Raw genomic sequence first — 20,067 nt, 5'->3', positions numbered from 1 at the left:
ACCCGAATCGGTGCTGCCCCAGCGCTGCTCGTCATCAGTAGGCGCCCTCGCCGCGCAGTACCGCGCCGAGGGTCCGGGACACGAGCAGCAGATCCAGCACCATCGACCAGTTCTCCACATAGGACAGGTCCAGGTTCATCGAATCCTCCGGCGACAGGTTCGATCGGCCGCTGACCTGCCACAGCCCGGTCAGGCCCGGCTTCACCAGCAGCCGCCGCCACATGACCCCGTCGTAGGAGTCGACCTCGCGGCGGACCTGCGGCCGCGGGCCGACCACGCTCATCTCGCCGCGCAGCACGTTGAAGAACTGCGGCAGCTCGTCGAGGGAGTACTTGCGGATCACCCTGCCGACCGCGGTGACCCGTGGATCGTCCTTCATCTTGAAGAACACCGGATTACCGCCCTGGGCGGCGATGAGCGCGTCGACGGCGCGATCCGCGTCGACGTACATGCTGCGGAACTTGATCATCCCGAACGGGTGCCCGTTGCGGCCGATCCGTTCGGAGAGATAGAAGACCGGCCCGGGGCTGTTGATCTTGACCGCGATCGCGATCACCAGCAGGACCGGGGCCAGCGCCGTCACCGCGAGCAGCGCGAAGCAGATGTCGAACAGCGCCTTGCGATTCGAGCGCGCGCGGTCGTACTGCGGCTTGCCGACGTGCAGCATCGGCATGCTGGCGACCAGCTGATGGGTGAGCCGGGTGCCGGAGATGTCGACCAGGCCCGGCGTGACGATCAGCTCCACGCCGATCTGGTCCAGCTCCCAGGCCATGTGCCGGAAATCGGCCGGGCCCAGGTCGTCGGTGGCGGTGATCGCGACGGTGTCGGCCTGGGTGTAGCGCACCGCAGCCAGCACCGAACGGTCGTCGCCGACCACGGGAATCGTGCGATTGCCGACGGTCAGGCCGACCAGGCCGATATCCGGCGTGCACATCCCGACCACCTGGTATCCGGAGCCCGGGTCGCGGGAGAACGCGGCGACCATCGCGGCCGCGGCGTCGCGGCTGCCCACCACCAGCACCCGGATCCCGCAGTCCCCGACCAGCCGCCGTTTGGTCAGCCAGTGCCGCCACCACCAGCGCTGCGCGATCAGGCCCGCGAGCCCCAGCGGCAGTGCGATCGCGAGGTAGCCACGGGCGATGTCGAGGTGGAAGACCAGCGACAGGATGGCGATCAGCCCGAACAGTGTGACCGTCGCGGACAGCAGCCGGCGGTACTCCTCGGGGCTGCCGAAGATGCGCGGCGAGCGGGTGCCGGCACCGGCGAGGCAGACCACCCACACCAGCCCGAGCAGGGCCGACACCACCGTGTAGCGCACTTCCAGCGGGAGGGTCGCCGCCAGCGGGGGATTGCCGGAACCGCCGAATCGCATGACGTGCGCCACACCCACGGCTGTGACGATCACCACGAGGTCGCCGATGCGTAGCCAACGTTCGTATTCGCGTTGCCAGCGTTCACGTTCGGAACGCGGCGGTACGACGACTCGCGCATTGGCGCGAGCCCTGGGCTCGAAACGCATGAATTACAAACCTCCCCCATGGTGGAACGCGGCTCCGATCCGCGACCGGTCCACCCGACAAGGGATTCACACCACAAAGACTGACGAGTTCTGCGGCATTTTTGGTGCCGGGAGAGGAATGTACCTTCCGGCGGCGCGAAGCGCATGTCGAGATGTCACGCCGGATAACTGTTTCCGGGGTGGGGCTCCCATTGACCGAACCGACCGGCCGGGTGATCCCCTATTGATCCCCCAATCGCCCCGGAATCGGACATACCTCGGTAGGGTTTCGGGCATATGTCGGCTCTGTACCAGCGCATACGAGCCGTCGGCGCAAGTATTGTTCCCGAAATTTTATGAACTCTTGTCCGAAAAGATACATACGGTGGACGACAAGTCCCAGGATGAAGTACCCGGCGACAGTCGCGCGAAACCCGAATCGGTGTTGTACTGTGGGCCCGCAGGAACGGGCGGCATTGGTTTGTCCGACCGCTGCCGAGATGGTGAAGATCAGAGGGAAACTGCTCGTGCGTTGTCGCTTGTGCCATTCCGGTCAGCTGGCCAGTGTGCTCGATCTGGGTGCCACGCCGCCGTGTGAGAAATTCCTCACCGAGGCCGAGCTGGACGAGGCCGAGACGACCTATCCGCTGCACCTGCGCCTCTGCGAGAATTGCCTCCTGCTGCAGATCCCCGCGCTGATAACACCCGCGGACACCTTTGTCGAATACGCCTATTACTCTTCGTATTCCGACAGCTGGGTGCGGCACGCCCGGACCTTCGTCGAGCGGGCGATCGCCGAACTGGACCTCGGCCCGCGGTCGCTGCTGGTGGAGGTGGCCAGCAACGACGGCTACCTCCTGCAGCACGCGGTCGCCGCCGGCATCCCCTGCCTGGGCATCGAGCCGTCGCACAATGTCGGCGCCGCCGCCCGCGACAAGGGCGTGCCGACCGTCACCGCCTTCCTCGACGAGCAGACCGCGACCCGGATCCGCGCCGAGCACGGGCCCGCGGATCTGCTGGTGGCCAACAACGTCTACGCGCACGTACCCGATCTGCTCGGCTTCACCCGCGCGCTGCGCACCCTGCTGGCCGACGACGGCATGCTGTCGATCGAGGTGCACCACGCGCTGAATCTGGTGCGGCTGGGGCAGTTCGACACCGTCTACCACGAGCATTTCCAGTACTACACGGTCGCCTCCGCGCAGCGCGCGCTCGCCACCGCCGGGCTGACCGTGGTCGACGTCGAGTTGCTGCCGACCCACGGTGGCTCCCTGCGACTGTGGGCCCGGCCGGATCCGGTGGCGCAGCCCGGCCCGCGGGTGGCCGAGGTGCTGGCGATGGAGGCGGCGGCCGGATTGCACACCGCCGCAGGCTATTCCGATCTACAGCGGCGCGCCGAGCAGGTGCGCGCCGAACTGCTCGGCTTCCTGCTGGACTGCCGCGCCGCCGGCCGCCGGGTCGTCGGCTACGGTGCGCCGGGCAAGGGCAACACCCTGCTCAACTACTGCGGGATCCGCCCGGACCTGTTGTCCTACACCGTGGATCGCAATCCCTACAAGCACGGCCGGTTCACCCCGGGCACCCGCATCCCGATCCACCCCCCGGAACGGATCGACGCCGACCGCCCGGACGTGGTGGTGGTGCTGCCGTGGAATCTGGAGACCGAGATCACCGCCCAGTTGCGGCATGTCGGCTCCTGGGGCGGGCAGCTGGTGTATCCGCTGCCGGCCCTGCATCATGCCGATCCGGCAGAGGTCGAGTCCGGGAGTAGATCGTGAAAGTCGTGCTGTTCTGCGGTGGATTCGGCATGCGGATGCGTGGCGGCGCCGACGATCCGGTGCCCAAGCCGATGCAGCTGGTCGGACCGCGACCGCTGATCTGGCACGTCATGCGGTATTACGCGCACTTCGGGCACAAGGACTTCATCCTGTGCCTGGGTTACGGTGCCGCGCATATCAAGAACTTCTTCCTCACCTACCAGGAATCGGTTTCCAACGATTTCGTCATCCGCGACGGACAGGTTCAGCTGCTGGCCTCCGACATCAGCGACTGGACGATCACCTTCGTCGACACCGGCCTGGACTCGGCGATCGGCGAGCGGTTGCGCCGGGTCCGGCACCTGCTCGCGGGGGAGCAGTACTTCCTCGCCAACTACGCGGATGTGCTGACCGACGCACCGCTGGACGAGATGATCTCCAAATGCGTCGCCTCCGGTGCGGCCGCCTCGATGATGATCGTGCCGCCCCAATCCTCGTTCCACTGCGTGGATGTCAACGCCGCCGGTGAGGTCGAGCGGATCATCCCGGTCGCCAAGCTGCCGCTGTGGGAGAACGGCGGCTATTTCGTGCTCACCCAGGAGGTTTTCGACCTGCTGCCGCCGGGCGGGGATCTGGTGGAGGACGCCTGCGGCCGGCTCGCCGAACAGGGGCGGCTGCTGGGTTATCAGCATCTGGGCTTCTGGAAACCGGCCGACACCTTCAAGGAACGCCACGAACTCGACGCCGCCTACCACTCCGGTATGCGGCCGTGGATGGTGTGGGAGCGGAGCGACCGGTGCTGACGCTGCGGGCCGGTGGCGTGCGCGAGGTGGCCCTGCTGGCCGCGCACTGCGACGATCTCGCGATCGGCGCCGGCGGCACGCTGCTCACCCTCGCGGAATCGGTTGCGGGCCTGCGGGTCCGGGCACTGGTGCTGTGCGGCGGCGACACCCCGCGCGCCGCGGAGGAACGGGCCGCGCTGGCCGACTTCTGCCCGGGCGCCGATCTGGAGCTGACCGTGCTGTCGCTGCCGGACGGCCGCACCCCCGCGCACTGGGAGGCGGCGAAGACCGCGGTAGCGGGCCTGCGGGCCGGCGGCGATCCGGATCTGGTCCTCGCGCCGCAACCCGGTGACGCACACCAGGACCACCGGCTGCTGGCCCGTCTCACGCCCACCGAATTCCGGGATCACCTCGTGCTCGGCTACGAGATCGTCAAATGGGAGACCGATACGCCGCGGCCGACGATGTTCTGCCCGCTGTCGTCCCCGATCGCCGCGCGCAAGGCGGAACTGCTGATGAAACACTATCCCTCCCAGCATGATCGGGACTGGTTCGACGAACGGACCTTCCTGGCGCTGGCCCGGCTGCGCGGTGTGCAGTGCCGCAGCGAGTACGCCGAGGCCTTCGTGATCGACAAGGCCACCGTCACTTTCGGAGGTATCTGACCATGCGGGTACTGCTCACCGGCCACCAGGGCTATCTGGGCACCGTCATGGCGCCGGTGCTGCGCGCCGCGGGCCACGACGTGATCGGCCTGGACATCGGCTATTTCGCCGATTGCGTGCTCGGGCCGCTGCCCGGCGATCCGCCCGGGATCGTCGCCGATCTGCGCGAGGTCACCGCCGATCGGCTGGCGGGCTTCGACGCGGTGATCCATCTGGCGGCGCTGTCCAACGATCCGCTGGGCGCGCTGGCGCCGCGGATCACCCACGACATCAACCATCACGCCTCGGTACGGCTGGCCGAACTCGCGAAAGCGGCCGGGGTGCAACGCTTCCTGTACGCCTCGACCTGTTCGGTGTACGGCGCCGCCGGCGACGGGCTGGTGGGCGAGGACACCCCGCTGCACCCGCTGACCCCGTACGCCGTGAGCAAGGTACGGGTCGAGGACGAGGTGGCCGCGCTCGCCGACGACGGCTTCTGCCCCGTATTCCTGCGCAACGCCACCGCATTCGGCTTCTCACCCCGGCTGCGCGCCGACATCGTGCTCAACAACCTGGTCGGCTACGCGGTGCTGACCGGTGAGGTCCGGGTGCTCTCCGACGGCACGCCGTGGCGGCCGCTGGTGCACGCCGCCGATATCGCGACCGCGTTCGCGACCTGCCTCACCGCGCCCGCGGCCCGGATCAGCGCCCGCGCGTACAACATCGGCGACGAGAGCAACAACCTCACCGTGGCCGACATCGCCCGCGCGGTGGTCGACGCCGTCCCCGGATCGCGCCTGGTGATCGCCAACGAGACCGGCCCCGACCCGCGCTCCTATCGGGTCGACTTCACCAGGGCGCGAGCCGAACTGGGATACGGCGCGAAGTGGAGCATCGCCGACGGCGCCGCCGAGCTCTACCGGGAGTACACCGCCCGCGGGCTCACCGCCGACGATTTCGCCACCCGGTTCACCCGCCTCGCGCGGCTGCGCGAACTCACCACCGCGGGCGTGATCGACGATTCGCTGCGCCGCGTCGCGGTCGGGGCCTAGTCCGGTGACCCGCTCGCGCTCACCGCGTGTGGGGCCCGTTCAGCGTGGCACGAAGTTCGGCCCAGCTCCCCGCGGCCCGATCGCGCGCGGAGACCACCGTCACCGGCAGCGGCCAGTCGATGGCCAGCTCCGGATCGTCGTAGGCCACCGCGACATCCTCACGCGGATCGTGCGGGCGATCCATCCGATAACACACGTCGGCCGGGTCGGTGAGAGCCTGGAATCCGTGCAGGATCCCCGGCGGGATGTACAGATGACGGAAGTCGTTGTCGTCCAGGCGAAATGCCTGCTGCCGGCCGAAAGTCGGCGAGTCCGGCCGGATGTCGACCAGGACATCGTAAATCGCCCCGTGCGCGCACCGCACCAACTTGCCCTCGCCGCGCCCCGACCGGCCGTGCATCCCGCGCACCACCCCGCGGATCGACCGGGACTGCGAATCCTGCACGAACGACGCGGCGGCGCCGGGCACCTGGAGATGAGCGTCGAATTCGTCGGCGTCGAAGGTACGGGTGAACAGGCCCCGCTCGTCCCGGAACGGCTCGGGGACCAGCAGCAACACGTCGACGAGGTCGGTCTGCTCGATACGCACCCCGGCATCGTGCCATGGGTCCCGGGTGCTCGCGCGGTGGCTCGGCCCAACGGCCCGACCGAGTTCCGCGCGCCGGTGTGTCGCGGCCGTGCGGCCGGGTCCGCCACCGTGCCGCCGGGTGCCACGATGTCCGGCTGTGCGGCCGGGTCCGCCACCGTGCCGCCGGGTGCCACGATGTCCGGCCGTGCCGCGGCCCGGTCCGGCGCCGGAGCTGCCGCGTGAACCCCCGGCCCGGCGGCCCGGCCCGCACCTGTCGCGCCTGTGCGGCGACCGCCCTGGATCGAGTGCTCGATCTGGGAAAGATGTTCGCGGCGGACCACTTCCCGTTGCTCGGCGTGCCGGTCGCGGACGACACCACCCACGCGCTGGCCATGGACCTGTGCCGCACCTGCGGTCTGGCCCAGCTGGCCGACGACGATACGGTCGTCGCCGAGCCGCGCGCGGTGGAACCGCAGGCCCTGCGCGATCAGGCCGCCGCCGCGGTGTCCGCGGTCGACGCCGCCGGCCTGCTGACCGGCGACCGCGTCCGCGAGTTCGGCAGCCCGCACGGCGGCACCTGGATCCCCCTGCTGGCCGCCCGCGGCTACACCGAAACCCGCACCGAGCCCGCCGATGTCGTGATCGACAGCTTCGGCATGATGCACGAACCCGATCAGCGGGCGGCCGCCGCCGCCCGCGCCGCCGCACTGGGCCCCGGCGGCGTGCTGCTGCTGCAATTCCACGCCCTGGCTGCCATACTCGCGCAGGGGCAGTGGAATGCCCTGCGGCACGGCCACTTCGCCTACTACTCGCTCACCGCGCTCACCACCCTGCTGGGCACGGCGGGCCTGTACCCCGCGACCGCCTGGGAATTCGACCTCTACGGCGGCACGGTCCTGGTGGCGGCCCGGCGCGAACGCACCGAACCCGACGCCACCCTGCGCCGCCTGCTCGCCGCCGACACCGCGAGCACCGACCTCGCCACCGTCCGCACCCTGCAGACCGCCGCCGACCGGCAGGCAACCGAACTGCGCACCTGGCTGGAACACGAAACCGCCGGCGGCCGTGCGGTATTCGCCTACGGTGCGGCCTCCCGCGCGGTGGCGCTGTTCGCCCTCGCCGGCCTGCGCCGCGACCTGCTCCCCGCCGTCGCCGACGCCGCACCCGCCAAACAGGGCCGCCGCATGCCGGGCACCGACATCCCGATCATCACCCCCGCCGAACTGGTTGCCGCCCAACCGGACCGGGTCCTGCTGACCCTGCCCGACCTGCTCACCGAGGTGCGCACGGCACTGCCCGCCCTGCACGACCGCTGGGTGGTGGAGATACCCCGGCCGCTGTGAGCCGTCCTTCACAGCCCGGTGGGCCGCCGCAGTCCCACCGGTACCGGAATCGATGTCCGACCGTGGGAATCAGCCGCGCCGCAGCGTAATTCGGCGCGTCGCCAGATGAGGGAATTGGGAACGATGAGGGAAGACATCCGGCGCGCAGCCGTGCGCGCCGCCACCGTCACGGCCACGACCGTCGCCGCGCTCGTGCTGGGGGCCGGGATCGGCGGCGCGGCGGTGGACAGCACCAGCAGCATCGTCGATCACGACCAGCGCACCATCCAGGCCGTCGAGGCCGACACCAGGATCGACTTCGTGCCACCCCTGGACGGAAATCCACTGACCCGCGAATGGTTCCACTCCGGCCGGGCCGGATTCCGGATCACCGGCGACCATCAGGACGACTGGCACGGTCACCTGACCGTCGGCTACATGGTCGGCTACCCCGCGACCCTCGACGGCAAGCTCCGGCTCCAGTATCAGACCCCCGGCCTCGAGGTCGAGGTCGGCACCGCGACCCAGCTCGACATCTTCGATCTGATTCCCCGTCTGGGCGTGGAGATGTCGGTCGGATTCGGCCCCGGCATCCAGACCGTGGAATGCGCCGGTGGCGACATCTCCGGCGCCGAGGGCTACATCCAGATGTCCGGCTTCCACGGCACGGTCACCGGCGTGGTCGGCCGAGTCACCATCCGCCCGTTCGTGAAGGTCACGAGCAACAGCGGTGACACCGTCATCACCTACGGCTCGACCGCCACCCTCTGACCGATCAGCGCAGCAGATCCGGACGCCGGAACAGAATCGCCATGGTCCGGATCTGCAACCGCTGCAACGCCTGTCGCGCCAGCCGCAGATCACCCGCGATGACATCCGCGCGGGCGATCAGCTCCGGATACTCCCGCCCGAGCCGATGATGGAACCGGGCCAGCTCCGTCAGCTTCGACACCGTGGACGTCCGGCTGCACAGGTTGAACGACGAATTACGCCACGCCGCAGACACATCCGGCATCCCGTAGAAGGCCCCCGACTCGCACACCCGCGCGAACAGGTCCACATCCATCGGGAACACCAGATCCCCGCGGAATCCCCCGACGCGCTGGAAGTCCCGGCGCCGGAACATCGCCGCCGCCGTCGGCCCGAATTCGGCGGGCCCGTGCCGCACGATCGCCCGCATCAACGAGATCACCGACTGCGCACCCACCAGCCCCGGCAACCCCAGCCCCGAATCCTCGACCGCACCCACCTCGTCGATGACATCGAATTTCGTGGAGCTGAGCGCGATCTCGTCGTCCCGCATCAGATCCAGCTGCGCCTGCAACGTCCCCGGCATCAGGATGTCGTCGGCACAGACCACCTTCACCAGCGCACCCGAGGAGATCTCGACGGCCTTGTTCCAGTTGTCCCCGATCCGCAGAACCCGTTCGTTGCGATGCACCCGAACCCGCGGATCGGCGAACCCGGTCGCGATCTCACCGGTCCCGTCGGTACTCGCGTTGTCGAGCACCAGCAGCTCGAAGTCGGCATCCTGATCCAGGATCGACCGCATGGTGGTAGCGAGCGTCCCGGCCGCGTTGTAGGCCGGCACACAGATCGACAGAGAAATTGCTAGCCCTCCTCGACTGCCCCGCCATCCGACGACACAGCACGCCGACCCCCCGGCCACCCGCCGAATTCCCTCATCCCTGCCTCCTACGACGCCGTCAACCACCGGACCATCGTTCGGAGAAGCAGCTGTTCGCCGCAAACCTATCGCATGTGCAAGAGCAGTGCCACAGCTGAGAAGAGTCCCGAAACCCCGCGGGTTTCGGCCCCGCCACGGCTGCCCGTCCCGGGCCGCGGCCGTGGCCCGCCGCCCGGTCTCGGCGCCCCTCCCGGCCCGGGGCCGGAGTGCGGGCCGACACGGCGTTCCCGCATATCCCGTACGACGGAAATCGGCAATACCGGAAAGCTGCGTCGACCGATACGCGAAACGTGCAGGGTGGACCGATATCGGCGGTCAGCGCCGGACTTCCCGAAGTAGAAATACGGCGAACCCGAACGGCTCCGGAATCCCGCCGACCGATTCCGAGCGAACCCGCGCCGGCGTCGGAATCCTTTCGACAATCGCCGGACAGCGGGTGATCTGCTCCCGGGCCCGGCGAATCATCACCACGATCACCGGGCCCTCACAACGGTGCAACCGCCGTGAAGGGTTCCTCACCACCCAGCGGTTCGGTCCAGGTCCCGACCCCACCCACGGCGCGACCGTGCCCGTCCCAGAGCACGGAGAACGTGCCCGGAAAGCATCGAGTCGCCCCGTCGGCGCAACGCACCGGAATATTGAACCGACCGCCGGACGATTCCGACTCACCGGTGTCCATCGCCCGCCGGAAACCGTTCCAGTGTTGCGAGCGGAATTCCTCCGGAACGATCACGTCGAGCGATTCCCCGACAACATCGTGATGCCCGAACAGAGTGACCGCACCGCCACTCCAATACCGAATCGTCCCAGCGGCATCCACGACCACGACAGCAGCCGATTCGTGCGAATTCATGACCCTCATGGTGTCACGAAGGCCATCCCGCTTCGAGCGATTTACGGACCGCCGACTACACCCGGTCGCCGAAGTCCCGGACGAGTTTCGCGAACTCCGCCGGCTGCTCGATCATCACCTGATGCCCGCCGGCGATCTCCGCGTAGGCAGCGCCCGGGATGTCCGCGGCCAGCTCACGCGAATACCGCGCGGAGACCAGCAGGTCGCGAGAACACCCGATCACCAGGGCCGGCACATCGATCCGCGGCAGCAGATCCCGCACATCGAGTCGGAGGGCGAGGTCGATCTGCCGCAACCGCCCCGGCACCGGCCGATACCCCGACGCGAGCTCGGCCACCACCGCCGCCCCGGCGGATTCCAGATGCTCCCGGCTGAACGCGATCAACATGCTGTACCGCGCGAAAGCATCGGCGTCGCAGGCCAGTTGGCGCCACAGACCTAGCGCGTGCCGCAGATACTCGTCACCCCGCCCCGTCCACGCCGTGACCAATACGAGGCTGCGCACCAGCTCGGGCCGCCTCGCGGCGAGCGCCGCCACCACCGAACCACCCATGGAATGCCCCGCCACATCGGCGGCCCCCAGCCCGAGATCGGAGATCACGGCCGCAACCTGCCCGGCGAGCAGCTCGACCGTCAACTCCCCACCGTCGTCCCGCGCCGCATCACTACCCGAAAGATCAGGCAGCACAACAGTTCTGGTCTCCGCGAGCACCTCGGCCGCGGCATCCCACCCCTTCGATCCCGCACTCCCGCCGTGCACCAGCACCAGCGGCCGCCCGCTACCGAGCACCCGATACGGTATCCGCGCCGCACCCACCGTGACTTCCGGCATGATCGTCTCCCTTCCCTCTCCTCCGGCAAAACTCGAGGTGTCACGAATATTGCCCGGGTTCGATGGGGATGAGGAGCGGAGCGCATTCCCTAGGACCGGCGCTCCGGGTCTTGTCATTCGTTCGGATGCATTGTCGCCGAATACGACTGCGCAGGTTCGCCCCGGGACCAGACTGTGCTCGGGAAGTCGTCACGGCCGGTCGCAGAGCAAGGGGAACGACGATGCCGTATCCGAAGCCGACCTGGGTCGCGCCACTGTGGTGGGTGCCGCGCAACGGTGCGAGCCCGACCTCACGTCACGAACTCGTGGTGGCCTGGGTGGCGCGGGCCGAGCCGCCGAAGCCGCGGAAGAAGGAGTTCGTCGACGAGATCAAGGGCTGGTCCGGAATTCTCGGTCGATCCAAGCGATGGGTCGAGCGGAAATACGGCGCGACCACCGCGAAACTCGCCTGCTCCGATCTCGCTGTCGATTCACCGCCGACCTGGCTGACGTTGTCGCAGCTCTATGCCGAATACGTCGACACCTTGGCGCGGTTCACCGCCCAGTTCGCAATGGCCGCACATGATCAGCGACCGCGCGGTGTGCCGCACGTGCTGACCCAGTCCGTCAAGAGTTACGAGCTCGCGGTGCCACGCGCGGTGCGGGCGGTCATGGCCGGCCCGCGGATACCGCCCGGCCTGGGCGAGGTGGTCGATACCGAGCGGGCAGCCGCAGACTTCGTGGCGGATCCGGATGCGCATCATCGGCCCTACCATGCGGTGGCGATGCGCCACTACGCATCGATCCTGCGCGACAAGCTGTCCCTGGTCCGGGACCGGCCGGACGTGTACGCCGCATTCGCCGAGCGAATCGCGGTGCTAGCGGAGTACGGCGAGCCGGAACCACCGCGCCGCGCGGTGACCCCGGCGGAGGAGAGCCGGGTCGACGAGTTGCTGTCGGCCGTGGTGTCTGCCGACCCCACGCTGCGTACCGACCCGGATCTGTCGGTCGCGTATCTGCGAGCCCGCAAGATCATGCTGCGCTGGATCGGTGAGGGGCGGGAGGTGACCGATGCGATGATCGTCTACACCAAGCTCCGATCGGCGCGGCTCGACGCGGGACGGGCCCGGCGGATCGTCGATCGACACGAAATCTCGTTCGACGCAACGGCTCTGCCGCCGGATCCGGTCGCGTCCGACCCCGAACCGATGGCGATCCGGCGGGTCGCCGATGCCGATATCGTCTCTCGGGCAGAGCAATTGCTGATCGACTATCCCGCCCACGTCCCCGGTACCGCCGACGACTGCTGGGAGAAGACGATCGCCCTGCGAGTTCTGACCGATCCGTCGGCGCCGAATTCGTATGCCCGCCTTCGGGCCACCGTGGCCGAGGCCTGGAACGCATCGCGGAAGTCCGGCAAGGACCGACCCGAGCGTGCGGTCAGCGCGACTGCGGCGGCGGCTGCCGACCTGGCCGATGCCCTGTTGTTCCTGGTGATTTCGTCGTCGGCCCACGTCGGCGATCTGCCCCCGGAGAATGCGGCGGCACAGCGGCGGATGGCGGCACGACAAGCAGGATACGACGACGTGCTGCACGCTCGCGGGTATGCCGTGGACGATATCGGTGCGGGGGAATGATGATGGACATGCCGACGGACGGCCCGGGAGTTCTGGTCATCGGGGACACCGGCGCGGTGAGCTGGTGGTCCTCGCGGGTGGCGGCGGTGCCACCGGTCGATCTCGCGGCGGGGCCGGGAATCGTGGTCCGGGTGGACCCGACCCGTCCCGGTGCGCCGCTGGCCTGGGCGATGGAACCGGACGCGCGCACGGAGACCCTGGCGGTGATCTTCGGGGACACCGGGCCGGCGGCCTTTCTCGACGATCGCCGGCACCGCGGCGAGACGGTGCACAGCCTCGAATCCCCGCGCCTCACCGTGCCCTGGACACGCCGCGCGATGGTCGCGGCGGCGGTGCGCTGGACCGTGCGTCCCGTCGACAACGGAGCCCTGCTGCTCGACGAGGCGATGACGGAGCAGGCGGTCGGTCATCGGTCTGCCGCGCGGCAATTGTTCATCCATGCCGAATACGCGCTGCGGGACTTCGTCGACCGCTGCATCGAAGGCGAAATGCCGACCGGCACAGTCACATCGGTGCGGCGCGCACTGGAGGCCGCCGAGTCGGCCGGACTGGGTGGGGAAATCGCCGCGCTGCGCACTCGCCTCGCCGAGGCCGCGCCGATCACGGACGCGGAACTGCGGTCGGTCCTGACCGAATGGGCCGAAGAATCCGGCGTCGGAGGCGAGGTACTGATCGGCGATCCGGTGCCCGACCGTACCGATTCGGCACGAAATCCACTGGACCTCGCCATGATTCCGCCACGGATCCTCGCGTGGCAGGGCAGGCACTTTCCCGAACTGCTGATCGAACATCGTGCCGCCGACGAGACCTTCGTCGTCAGCGCCGCGCTCGCCGCCGGTGTCGATCCGTTCGGTAAGGAGGCCCGGGAGTTTCTGGCCTACTGCGCGGACAACCGAACCGGCACATTGGTCGCGGTGGCGCCGGCCCGAGCGACGGAAGGCACGGTGGTAGCGGAACTTCCGGACCGGGGGCGGGAATTGGGATCCGTCGTCTTCGGTCTGGCCGGCGGCGGCAGTGATCTGTCGGCGCTCCGGTGTGACCCGATCGGGCGCACACTCGCCGACATCGACCGCGGCATGGTCGAGGCCTGGAATCAGCACCGGGCCGCGATCGCGACGCTGTCCGCGGCGGCCGGCATCGACGATGCCGGCACCGCGGCGCAGGCCCGGATCCATTGCGACGAACTGTTGTTGCGTGCGCAGGAAGCGGTCGGCGAGGCACGCCGCCAACTGGCCGAATTGCTCGGCGGCCTGCCCGAGCCGGAGGAGCGGATCACCGGCGCGCTGACCGCTCGGCTGACCGCCGTCGACGAATACGCCGGGCAACTCTGGAATCCCGTGCCGGTAGCCGTCGACGAACTGTTGCTGCTCGAGTCGATCGCGCCGCGGCCCGACGAAGAGTGAACGGGCACAGCCCGATTCGCCGAACCCGGATCGTCGGTTCACTCGAGGTCGAGCACCGCGACACCCTGCTCCGTGGCGACCACGAGGGAACAGTGGTCACCGGCCGCGAGTCCGGTCACCGGAGCATCGAGATGGATCGGTGCGGACCGGTCCGGAGTCATGGGCCACAGCCACACCGTGGCGCTGCGCGCGACGACCAGTCCCAGCATCGGATGCACCAGCGCAGCGGTGATCTCGCCGTCGCCGATCACGCCGCGGCGTGGTTCCGGAGCACCGAGAAGCCGCCGCAGCGGCCGGTGCCGCAGGGCGTCGATCGGCCACTCCGCAATGTCACCGGCCGCGTCGATCACGTACAACACGTCCGTGCCGTCGACCGAACCGACGATCAAACGCGTGATCGCCGCCATGTAGAGGGTGGCACCCACCGGCCGCCCGGTCAGCAGGTCCCACATACGCACCGTGGATCCGACCCGCCCGGCGACGAAGACGATCGGCCGCCCGCGAACGACTCCGGCGGCCAGCACGACTCGCTTCGACACCCCGTCGGCTGCCAGATCGGGAATACCCGGACCGAGGGGAGTGCGGTGTTCCAGATCCGCAGCGGTGAGCCGGTTCTCGTGCGCTGTGACGACGACCACCCGATCGCCGACGACCAGCGTTGCGCTCGTGACGACTTCGCTGTCGTTCCAGTGGGGCAGCGGCTTCATGGTTTCCGCATACCAAGCTCGTACCGCCACACCGGCGCCGAGGACGACGGCCCGACCGCCCGCGGTGAGCGTCTGCAACATGTCGATCGGCAGGGGCGCGGCGATGGCGGCACCGATGCGCTGCCCGGTCCGGAGGTCGCGGCGCACGAGCTTGTTTGTACCGGAGGCGATCACGGCGACCGGTACTCCTTCGTAGTCGGCGACCGTCACCGCGGACGAGTTCACCGGTTCGGTATCTATCAGGGGGACACCGGTTCTGGTGCTCACCAACTCCACCTCGCCGCCGTCGCCCCCGACGAGGAACGCCGTATCGGCGCCGTACCGGGTGGTTGCGACCGAGGCGCCGCGGATGGTGTGTCCGTATCCGACAACTCCCGTGGGGTTCGTCTCGGCGCCGGCTTCGGTGAATGAGCGTAGCCAGACCTGATGATCGGATCCGACTGCCATGAGCGAGCATTCGGAACCGGCGTCGACCAGCTCCGCTATGCGGATGGCCGTCGGAAAGCGAAGCTCCGGTCGCATCGGCCGACGCGTTTCCAGATCGAGCACTCGGACCACACATTCGTCCGGGCCGGTTCCGGATTCGGCGACCAGCACGCAGGGGCGGGACTTCAGTATTCCCAGGCCGATGATGTGATCGTGGCGGAATTCGCCGCCATAGGCTCGATTTTCGATCGTGCCGGTGACCAGATCGATGACGGTGCAGATCTTGCGGGTGGCAGCGAGCGCTACCACTCGCTCCTGCCAGGTGAGCAGTCGAACGGCGTGGACCGTATCGCCACATTCGATCGCGGGGCCGAGCCCCGTGCCCGTGAGCGGATCCCACCCCAGCACCTTGCCGGTGGAATCGCTTGCGACCGCGAGTATTCGGTCACCGAACGCACGACAGTCCAGGCCCACGATCTGATGATCGAGCCATACATCGCCTCGGCCCGGCCGGCCGGCAGGCGGGGACAGTGTGCCGAGTCCACCATCGATGTCACCTGTCACGAGGACGATGTCGTCGCGATGAACAGCGATGGCCAACGCGGTGACCGTACGAGATGTCCGATACAGATCCGGCATACCGTCCGCGCCGGCGCGGCCGCCGGCGTCGAGATCCCACACTCGTACCGTCCTGTCCTGGCTCGCCGTGGTCCCGATGTGCCGGCCGCCGTCCCGGGCGACCGCAATCGAGGTGATCGCCTCGGTATGCCCGGTCAACGCGGCCTCGGGCAGCGCAACATCCGCCAGTTGCCACACTCTGATCGTGTAGTCCGCACCTGCGGTCACCGCCACCAGTTCCCGGCCCAACCGGCCGGTCGTCAGGGCACGAACTCGGTCGGTGTGCCCCACGTAGGCGCTGCCCAGCTGGTCACCGGTCCGGAGATCCCAGGTGATGACCCGGCGGTCCGTTCCGGTCGTGACCGCTATCGGTACACCACCGTCGTCCTCCACCCGTACGGCAGTCACCGCTTGCGAATGGCCCGCCATCGTGCCGATCATCGATCCGGAGTCCAGGTCGATGATATGGACGCTGCCGTACGCGCCACCGGCGATGATCCTCGACACCGATATCGGTACATCGGTCGCGGACTGCGCCCGCGCGGTCGGTATCACATCCATCACGCGGACATCGAACTCGTAGCTGGCGGTCAATTCGAGCCGGTGCAGGTCGAATACGCGTAATCCGTGACGGGTGTCGTGGGCGGTGACCAGCACAGGCCGCCCCGACAGTTCCCCGGCCACCATGGCCTCCGCGCCGTCGGTGAGACCCTCGAATACGGCGGGCAGGGTTGCCAGTCGTGATCCGGTGCATGGATCCCAGAACGATATGGCGTCGCGCCGCTCCGAACTCACCACCTCCAGGGAGCCTCGAATGTCGGTCAGCAGCACGCACATCACGTTGTGCATGAGATCGGTCGATTCCGTGGGTGCGCCCACGTGCGGTCCCAGCCACACACCCGCGCCGTCACCATCGTGCCGCCACACGCGAACGGTCCCGTTGCTCAGCCCGATCGCGACGTGCAGACGCCCGCCGAAGATCCCGGTCGATGCCGCGGTGATCGTCGCGAATGCCGGCTCGATCCCGAACCAGAACTGTCGTCGTTGTCCGGTCGCCGGTTCGTAAACCGCAGCATCGTAGGCGGAGACGGCGAGAATGCCCGGCCGGCCGTCGATGTCGACGATCGCGAGATGGATCTGCGCTCGGACACCGAAAACCTTCGCCGGTCGCTGCGCATTCCACCATGCCCAGCGGGAACGCCATCCGGTGGCGGGTGGCAGCCCGGCCACGATGCGGTCGACATATGCCGCAGGCACCCGGGCCTTCTGGGCGCCCAGACGCAGATATTCGCCCCGTTCGGATTCCGGCCGCAGCGGCAGGGTGCGGCCGATCTCGCGGAAGAAGAACACGGTCCGCTGGATGCCGCGTAACTGGTCCCGCCCCGCGGCAGCCCGGTCGAGGACGATGAGCATGCGGCGAATCTGACTGTCGCTCAATCGAACTTCCTCGTCGACAGCGCCGTCGCCGGGTAGCAGATGGGGCTGGACCAGGGCGACCAGGGCGTCGTTGTCGCCCCAGACGGTGGCGACGAGATACTCACCCAGCCGATCGGGTTCCAGTGGGCCCCAGACGATCCCGGGATCCGGATACAGCTCGGCCAGCCATCGGGTGACCCGGCGCCGATAGCCGAAGTCCTTGCCGCGCAGCACGGGGAGCGTGTCGACCAGATTGTCCGCCTGTTCGACGGTGCCCGCTCCGAACAGCGTCATGGCGGCCACTGTCTCCCGCAGCACCGCTGGGACGAGTTCGAGCCCGTGTACCTCGGCGGTACGCCGCCAATACCTGGACTCGTGTGCCAGCAGGATGTCCTCCGTCGAGGAGATATCCGCTGCGGGAACAGGATTCGGCCCGGACTGGAGCAGGTCCGCGAGCGCCTGCTCGTACAGGGTGAGCGCGTGCGCGTATCGGGTCCGGCCGAGCGCCTCCGGCGGCGCGATCCGCGCCGCGACCTGCCGCCAATCCGGGCCGTGGTAGCCGGGCAGCTCCGGCAGCCGGGCGGCCAACGCGCGCAACGCTTCCCGATACAGCCGAGGCCGGAGCGCGTGGGCCCGCGCCAAGTGCCCGAGCTTCATCTCGTCGAACGACAGGCCGTCGACCTGGTGCCCGAGTTCGGTCCACCAGGTGCCGGGGGAGCGGGCGACGAGCAGGACCCGCACCGGTGCGGCGTCCGCCGGACGAGCCCGGATCAGCCGCAACAGTTTCCGGACCGGATCGTCGGAAAGCTCACTGGCGGTGCGCCACGCCTCGGCGTAGTCGATCATCAGCAACAGCGGAACCACCGAGCGCCGCAGACCCCGCTCGACATCGTCGCGACCCAACGCGGCCGACATGGTGTCGAAATCGGCGCGCATCACCCCGCAGGTCCAGCCCAGCGCCTGCCGGCGGGCGAGCAGTTCCAGGGCCAGCCTGGTCTTGCCCTGGCCGCCCTGCGCATGCAGCAGCAGCACGCTGCTGCCCGTCCCGTCGCACCATTGCGTCAATCTCGCGAGTTCGTCATCGCGACCGTGGAATCCGATCACCTGCGACTCCGCGCGCAGCAACTGGGCCGGCGAGCCGGCCGTACCGGACGCCGACAGCGGCGCGAGCTGAATCAGTTCCACCGCCGCCGTCGGCATCGCACCCCACCCCAGTGCCGCCGTGAATTCCGCTTGTGCCAGCAGCGATTCGATCGGCTGGAACGCGATACGGCCGCCCGCCCAGGCCGTGAGGTCGGCCGAGACGATGCCGACCAGCAGATCACCGGACCAGACCGCCGCACCGGACATTCCCTTCCAGGCCGCACCGGATCCCATCATCGGCGGCGCGCCGTCGACGACGATATGTGACCGCCCCGTCACGGCACCGGCGCCGCACGGGATCCGTCCGGTCAACGGCTCGATCTCCCGGCGGTCCGCCTGTCGCTGCGCGAACGGGAATCCCTGTGCCTCGGCGGGTACGGTGCCGTCGCGAGTGATGAACCGGCCGAATCGAACCGGCTCCGCCCGGCGCACCCGCTCGGGCAGGTCGTGGTCGTCGAGCCGGATGAGCGCCGCGTCCGGCTCGCGGCCGGCGCCGTGGACCGACCAGATCACCGATCCGGCCCGGGGCCGGTCGTCGTCGAGGAACGAGACGGTCACCCGGTGGGCATCGCGCGGCGCCACGTGGCCCGCCGTCAGCACGATGCCCGATCCGATCAGATAGCCCGAACCACAACGACTTTCACCGGGTCGCTCGACGGTGATCGAGACGACCCGGTGCTGGGTGAGACCATGTGCCGACAGCACTGCGTCCTTCGTTTCGAGGGTGGTCGGAAGCCGGGCCCGCTCAGCCGACCGGGGTGAGGACCGCCAGTTTCCGCGCCAGCCGCCACCGCTTGGAGATGACGCGGTCGCACGAGGCCGCGATACCGAAGCGGCTCACCCATTCCGACATCCAGACCTCGATACCGGTGGTGCCGTCGTGGAGATCCTCCAGCGAGACCGACAGCACCGGATTCTCCGCACCGCGCGAACTCAGCCCGATTCCCCGGGATCGGAAATTGAGCTCACCCCGCCCCGGTACCGCCTGCCAGCCGAGCCCGCTGAAATGCCGTTCCACCGCCTCCGCGACGACGTGCGGCGACGCCGGAATCGTCATGGTGAGGTGCCGCCTGGCCAGAATGCTGAGCACCCAGCCGGCGATCACCAAGAACACGAGAAACAGGCCGATGAAGACCACACCGGTGCCGAATCCGATCGAGAATCCGATGCCCATGAAGAGCAGGCCGCCGATCACCATGGCCAAGAACAATTCCATTTGATGCTCCCGAATCGAGTTGCCGTGGGCGGGTCCCGAATTCGCCGTGTTCCACGGGAGCCGCCGAATCCGACGGTAGCCGGGGTGATTCGAACCGGATATCCTGCGAACGATCGACCCGTATCCGGCGCGGCTGTCCTCCATTCGACCGATACCGCGGGTGAATCCGCCGGACTACCTTCGACGAACGAGACTTCGCGTCGATCGGATGGCGGGCACATGGGTATTTTCGACACCGGCGGACGGCGCGGGGCCGCGGCGCCGCGCGCACAGGAGCCGAAACTTCCACTCGGTCCGATTCCGCCGGAGGACGACCCGCGGATACTCATGTACATCGGTATTCGAGACGCCGGATTGAGCGTGCTGGCCCACGGCCCCGGCGACGTCAGCCGTTGTTTCGCGGCGTTGAGCGCGGTCGCCCCGGTGACGAGAACCGCTCGGATATACGAGAATTCGATATACACGGGATGTTTTCCCGGACAGTCGGATATCCTGTGGACGGCGGTTCAGGGTCCGGACGGCTCCGC

Annotated in this window: 15 protein-coding genes; 8 read left to right on the top strand and 7 right to left on the bottom strand. The window is 68.6% G+C overall.

What is annotated here, in order from left to right; translation table 11 throughout:
- Nucleotides 1-34 precede the first annotated feature (34 nt).
- Nucleotides 35-1,519: a sugar transferase gene (locus G361_RS0132380; protein ID WP_019931294.1), complete on the bottom strand. Its 1,485-nt coding sequence runs from the start codon at nt 1,517-1,519 to the stop codon at nt 35-37.
- A gap of 506 nt (nt 1,520-2,025) precedes the next feature.
- Here G361_RS0132380 and G361_RS45700 point away from each other — a divergent pair.
- The 4 genes from G361_RS45700 to G361_RS0132360 are packed head-to-tail and all read left to right on the top strand — an operon-like array spanning nt 2,026 to nt 5,733.
- Entirely contained in the window at nt 2,026-3,276 is a 1,251-nt protein-coding gene (locus G361_RS45700; protein ID WP_036496271.1) for a class I SAM-dependent methyltransferase, read from the top strand.
- Entirely contained in the window at nt 3,273-4,058 is a 786-nt protein-coding gene (locus tag G361_RS0132370; RefSeq protein ID WP_019931292.1) for a glucose-1-phosphate cytidylyltransferase, read from the top strand. Before G361_RS45700 ends, G361_RS0132370 begins: the two co-directional genes overlap by 4 nt.
- Entirely contained in the window at nt 4,052-4,702 is a 651-nt protein-coding gene (locus G361_RS0132365; protein WP_026343767.1) for a PIG-L deacetylase family protein, read from the top strand. Before G361_RS0132370 ends, G361_RS0132365 begins: the two co-directional genes overlap by 7 nt.
- Before the next feature lie 2 nt (nt 4,703-4,704).
- The gene (locus G361_RS0132360) at nt 4,705-5,733 is read left to right on the top strand and encodes an NAD(P)-dependent oxidoreductase (protein WP_019931290.1); all 1,029 of its coding nucleotides are present in this window, start codon (nt 4,705-4,707) and stop codon (nt 5,731-5,733) included.
- A gap of 19 nt (nt 5,734-5,752) precedes the next feature.
- Here G361_RS0132360 and rfbC read toward each other — a convergent pair whose 3' ends face one another.
- Nucleotides 5,753-6,322 (bottom strand): dTDP-4-dehydrorhamnose 3,5-epimerase, encoded by a 570-nt coding sequence (gene rfbC / locus G361_RS0132355; RefSeq protein ID WP_019931289.1) that lies wholly within the window; start codon nt 6,320-6,322, stop codon nt 5,753-5,755.
- Between the two features lie 218 nt (nt 6,323-6,540).
- Between rfbC and G361_RS0132345 the strand changes: the two genes are divergently transcribed.
- Both G361_RS0132345 and G361_RS0132340 read left to right on the top strand, forming a co-directional pair.
- A complete protein-coding gene (locus tag G361_RS0132345; RefSeq protein ID WP_019931287.1) occupies nt 6,541-7,644 on the top strand; it encodes a methyltransferase domain-containing protein in 1,104 nt (367 codons plus the stop codon).
- Nucleotides 7,645-7,767: 123 nt separating this feature from the next.
- Nucleotides 7,768-8,394, top strand: a complete 627-nt coding sequence (locus G361_RS0132340) for an MspA family porin (protein ID WP_026343766.1) — start codon at nt 7,768-7,770, stop codon at nt 8,392-8,394.
- Between the two features lie 4 nt (nt 8,395-8,398).
- On the opposite strand, the gene G361_RS0132335 is transcribed toward G361_RS0132340, so the two are convergent.
- The 3 genes from G361_RS0132335 to G361_RS0132320 form a co-directional block, all read right to left on the bottom strand.
- Nucleotides 8,399-9,214, bottom strand: coding sequence for a glycosyltransferase family 2 protein (locus G361_RS0132335; RefSeq protein WP_019931285.1), 816 nt, complete (start codon nt 9,212-9,214; stop codon nt 8,399-8,401).
- A gap of 580 nt (nt 9,215-9,794) precedes the next feature.
- A complete protein-coding gene (locus G361_RS51960; protein ID WP_019931283.1) occupies nt 9,795-10,163 on the bottom strand; it encodes a PAS domain S-box protein in 369 nt (122 codons plus the stop codon).
- 55 nt (nt 10,164-10,218) lie between these two features.
- Complete coding sequence (locus tag G361_RS0132320; protein WP_019931282.1) at nt 10,219-10,995, bottom strand: alpha/beta fold hydrolase; 777 nt, start codon at nt 10,993-10,995, stop codon at nt 10,219-10,221.
- Nucleotides 10,996-11,216: 221 nt separating this feature from the next.
- Here G361_RS0132320 and G361_RS0132315 point away from each other — a divergent pair, with 221 nt between their 5' ends.
- Both G361_RS0132315 and G361_RS0132310 read left to right on the top strand, forming a co-directional pair.
- On the top strand, nt 11,217-12,611 hold the full coding sequence (locus tag G361_RS0132315; protein ID WP_019931281.1) for a hypothetical protein: 1,395 nt from the start codon (nt 11,217-11,219) through the stop codon (nt 12,609-12,611).
- Between the two features lie 8 nt (nt 12,612-12,619).
- Nucleotides 12,620-14,014: a hypothetical protein gene (locus G361_RS0132310; RefSeq protein ID WP_155981929.1), complete on the top strand. Its 1,395-nt coding sequence runs from the start codon at nt 12,620-12,622 to the stop codon at nt 14,012-14,014.
- Between the two features lie 38 nt (nt 14,015-14,052).
- Here the strand turns inward: G361_RS0132310 and G361_RS0132305 are convergent, their stop codons facing one another.
- Nucleotides 14,053-19,029 (bottom strand): hypothetical protein, encoded by a 4,977-nt coding sequence (locus tag G361_RS0132305; RefSeq protein WP_019931279.1) that lies wholly within the window; start codon nt 19,027-19,029, stop codon nt 14,053-14,055.
- Nucleotides 19,030-19,069: 40 nt separating this feature from the next.
- On the bottom strand, nt 19,070-19,540 hold the full coding sequence (locus G361_RS47500) for a hypothetical protein (protein WP_155981928.1): 471 nt from the start codon (nt 19,538-19,540) through the stop codon (nt 19,070-19,072).
- Nucleotides 19,541-20,067: the final 527 nt, after the last annotated feature.

Source organism: Nocardia sp. BMG111209, from assembly GCF_000381925.1.
GTDB lineage: Bacteria > Actinomycetota > Actinomycetes > Mycobacteriales > Mycobacteriaceae > Nocardia.
Note: the sequence above shows the minus strand (reverse complement) of the source record. Positions and strands in the feature narration are given on the sequence as shown.

Coding starts and splice junctions, on each gene's coding strand:
- G361_RS0132380 (WP_019931294.1), bottom strand. CDS start 1,519: ATGCGTTTCGAGCCCAGGGCTCGCGCCAATGCGCGAGTCGTCGTACCG.
- G361_RS0132360 (WP_019931290.1), top strand. CDS start 4,705: ATGCGGGTACTGCTCACCGGCCACCAGGGCTATCTGGGCACCGTCATG.
- G361_RS47500 (WP_155981928.1), bottom strand. CDS start 19,540: ATGGAATTGTTCTTGGCCATGGTGATCGGCGGCCTGCTCTTCATGGGC.
- G361_RS0132320 (WP_019931282.1), bottom strand. CDS start 10,995: ATGCCGGAAGTCACGGTGGGTGCGGCGCGGATACCGTATCGGGTGCTC.
- G361_RS0132310 (WP_155981929.1), top strand. CDS start 12,620: ATGCCGACGGACGGCCCGGGAGTTCTGGTCATCGGGGACACCGGCGCG.
- G361_RS51960 (WP_019931283.1), bottom strand. CDS start 10,163: ATGAATTCGCACGAATCGGCTGCTGTCGTGGTCGTGGATGCCGCTGGG.
- G361_RS0132315 (WP_019931281.1), top strand. CDS start 11,217: ATGCCGTATCCGAAGCCGACCTGGGTCGCGCCACTGTGGTGGGTGCCG.
- G361_RS0132340 (WP_026343766.1), top strand. CDS start 7,768: ATGAGGGAAGACATCCGGCGCGCAGCCGTGCGCGCCGCCACCGTCACG.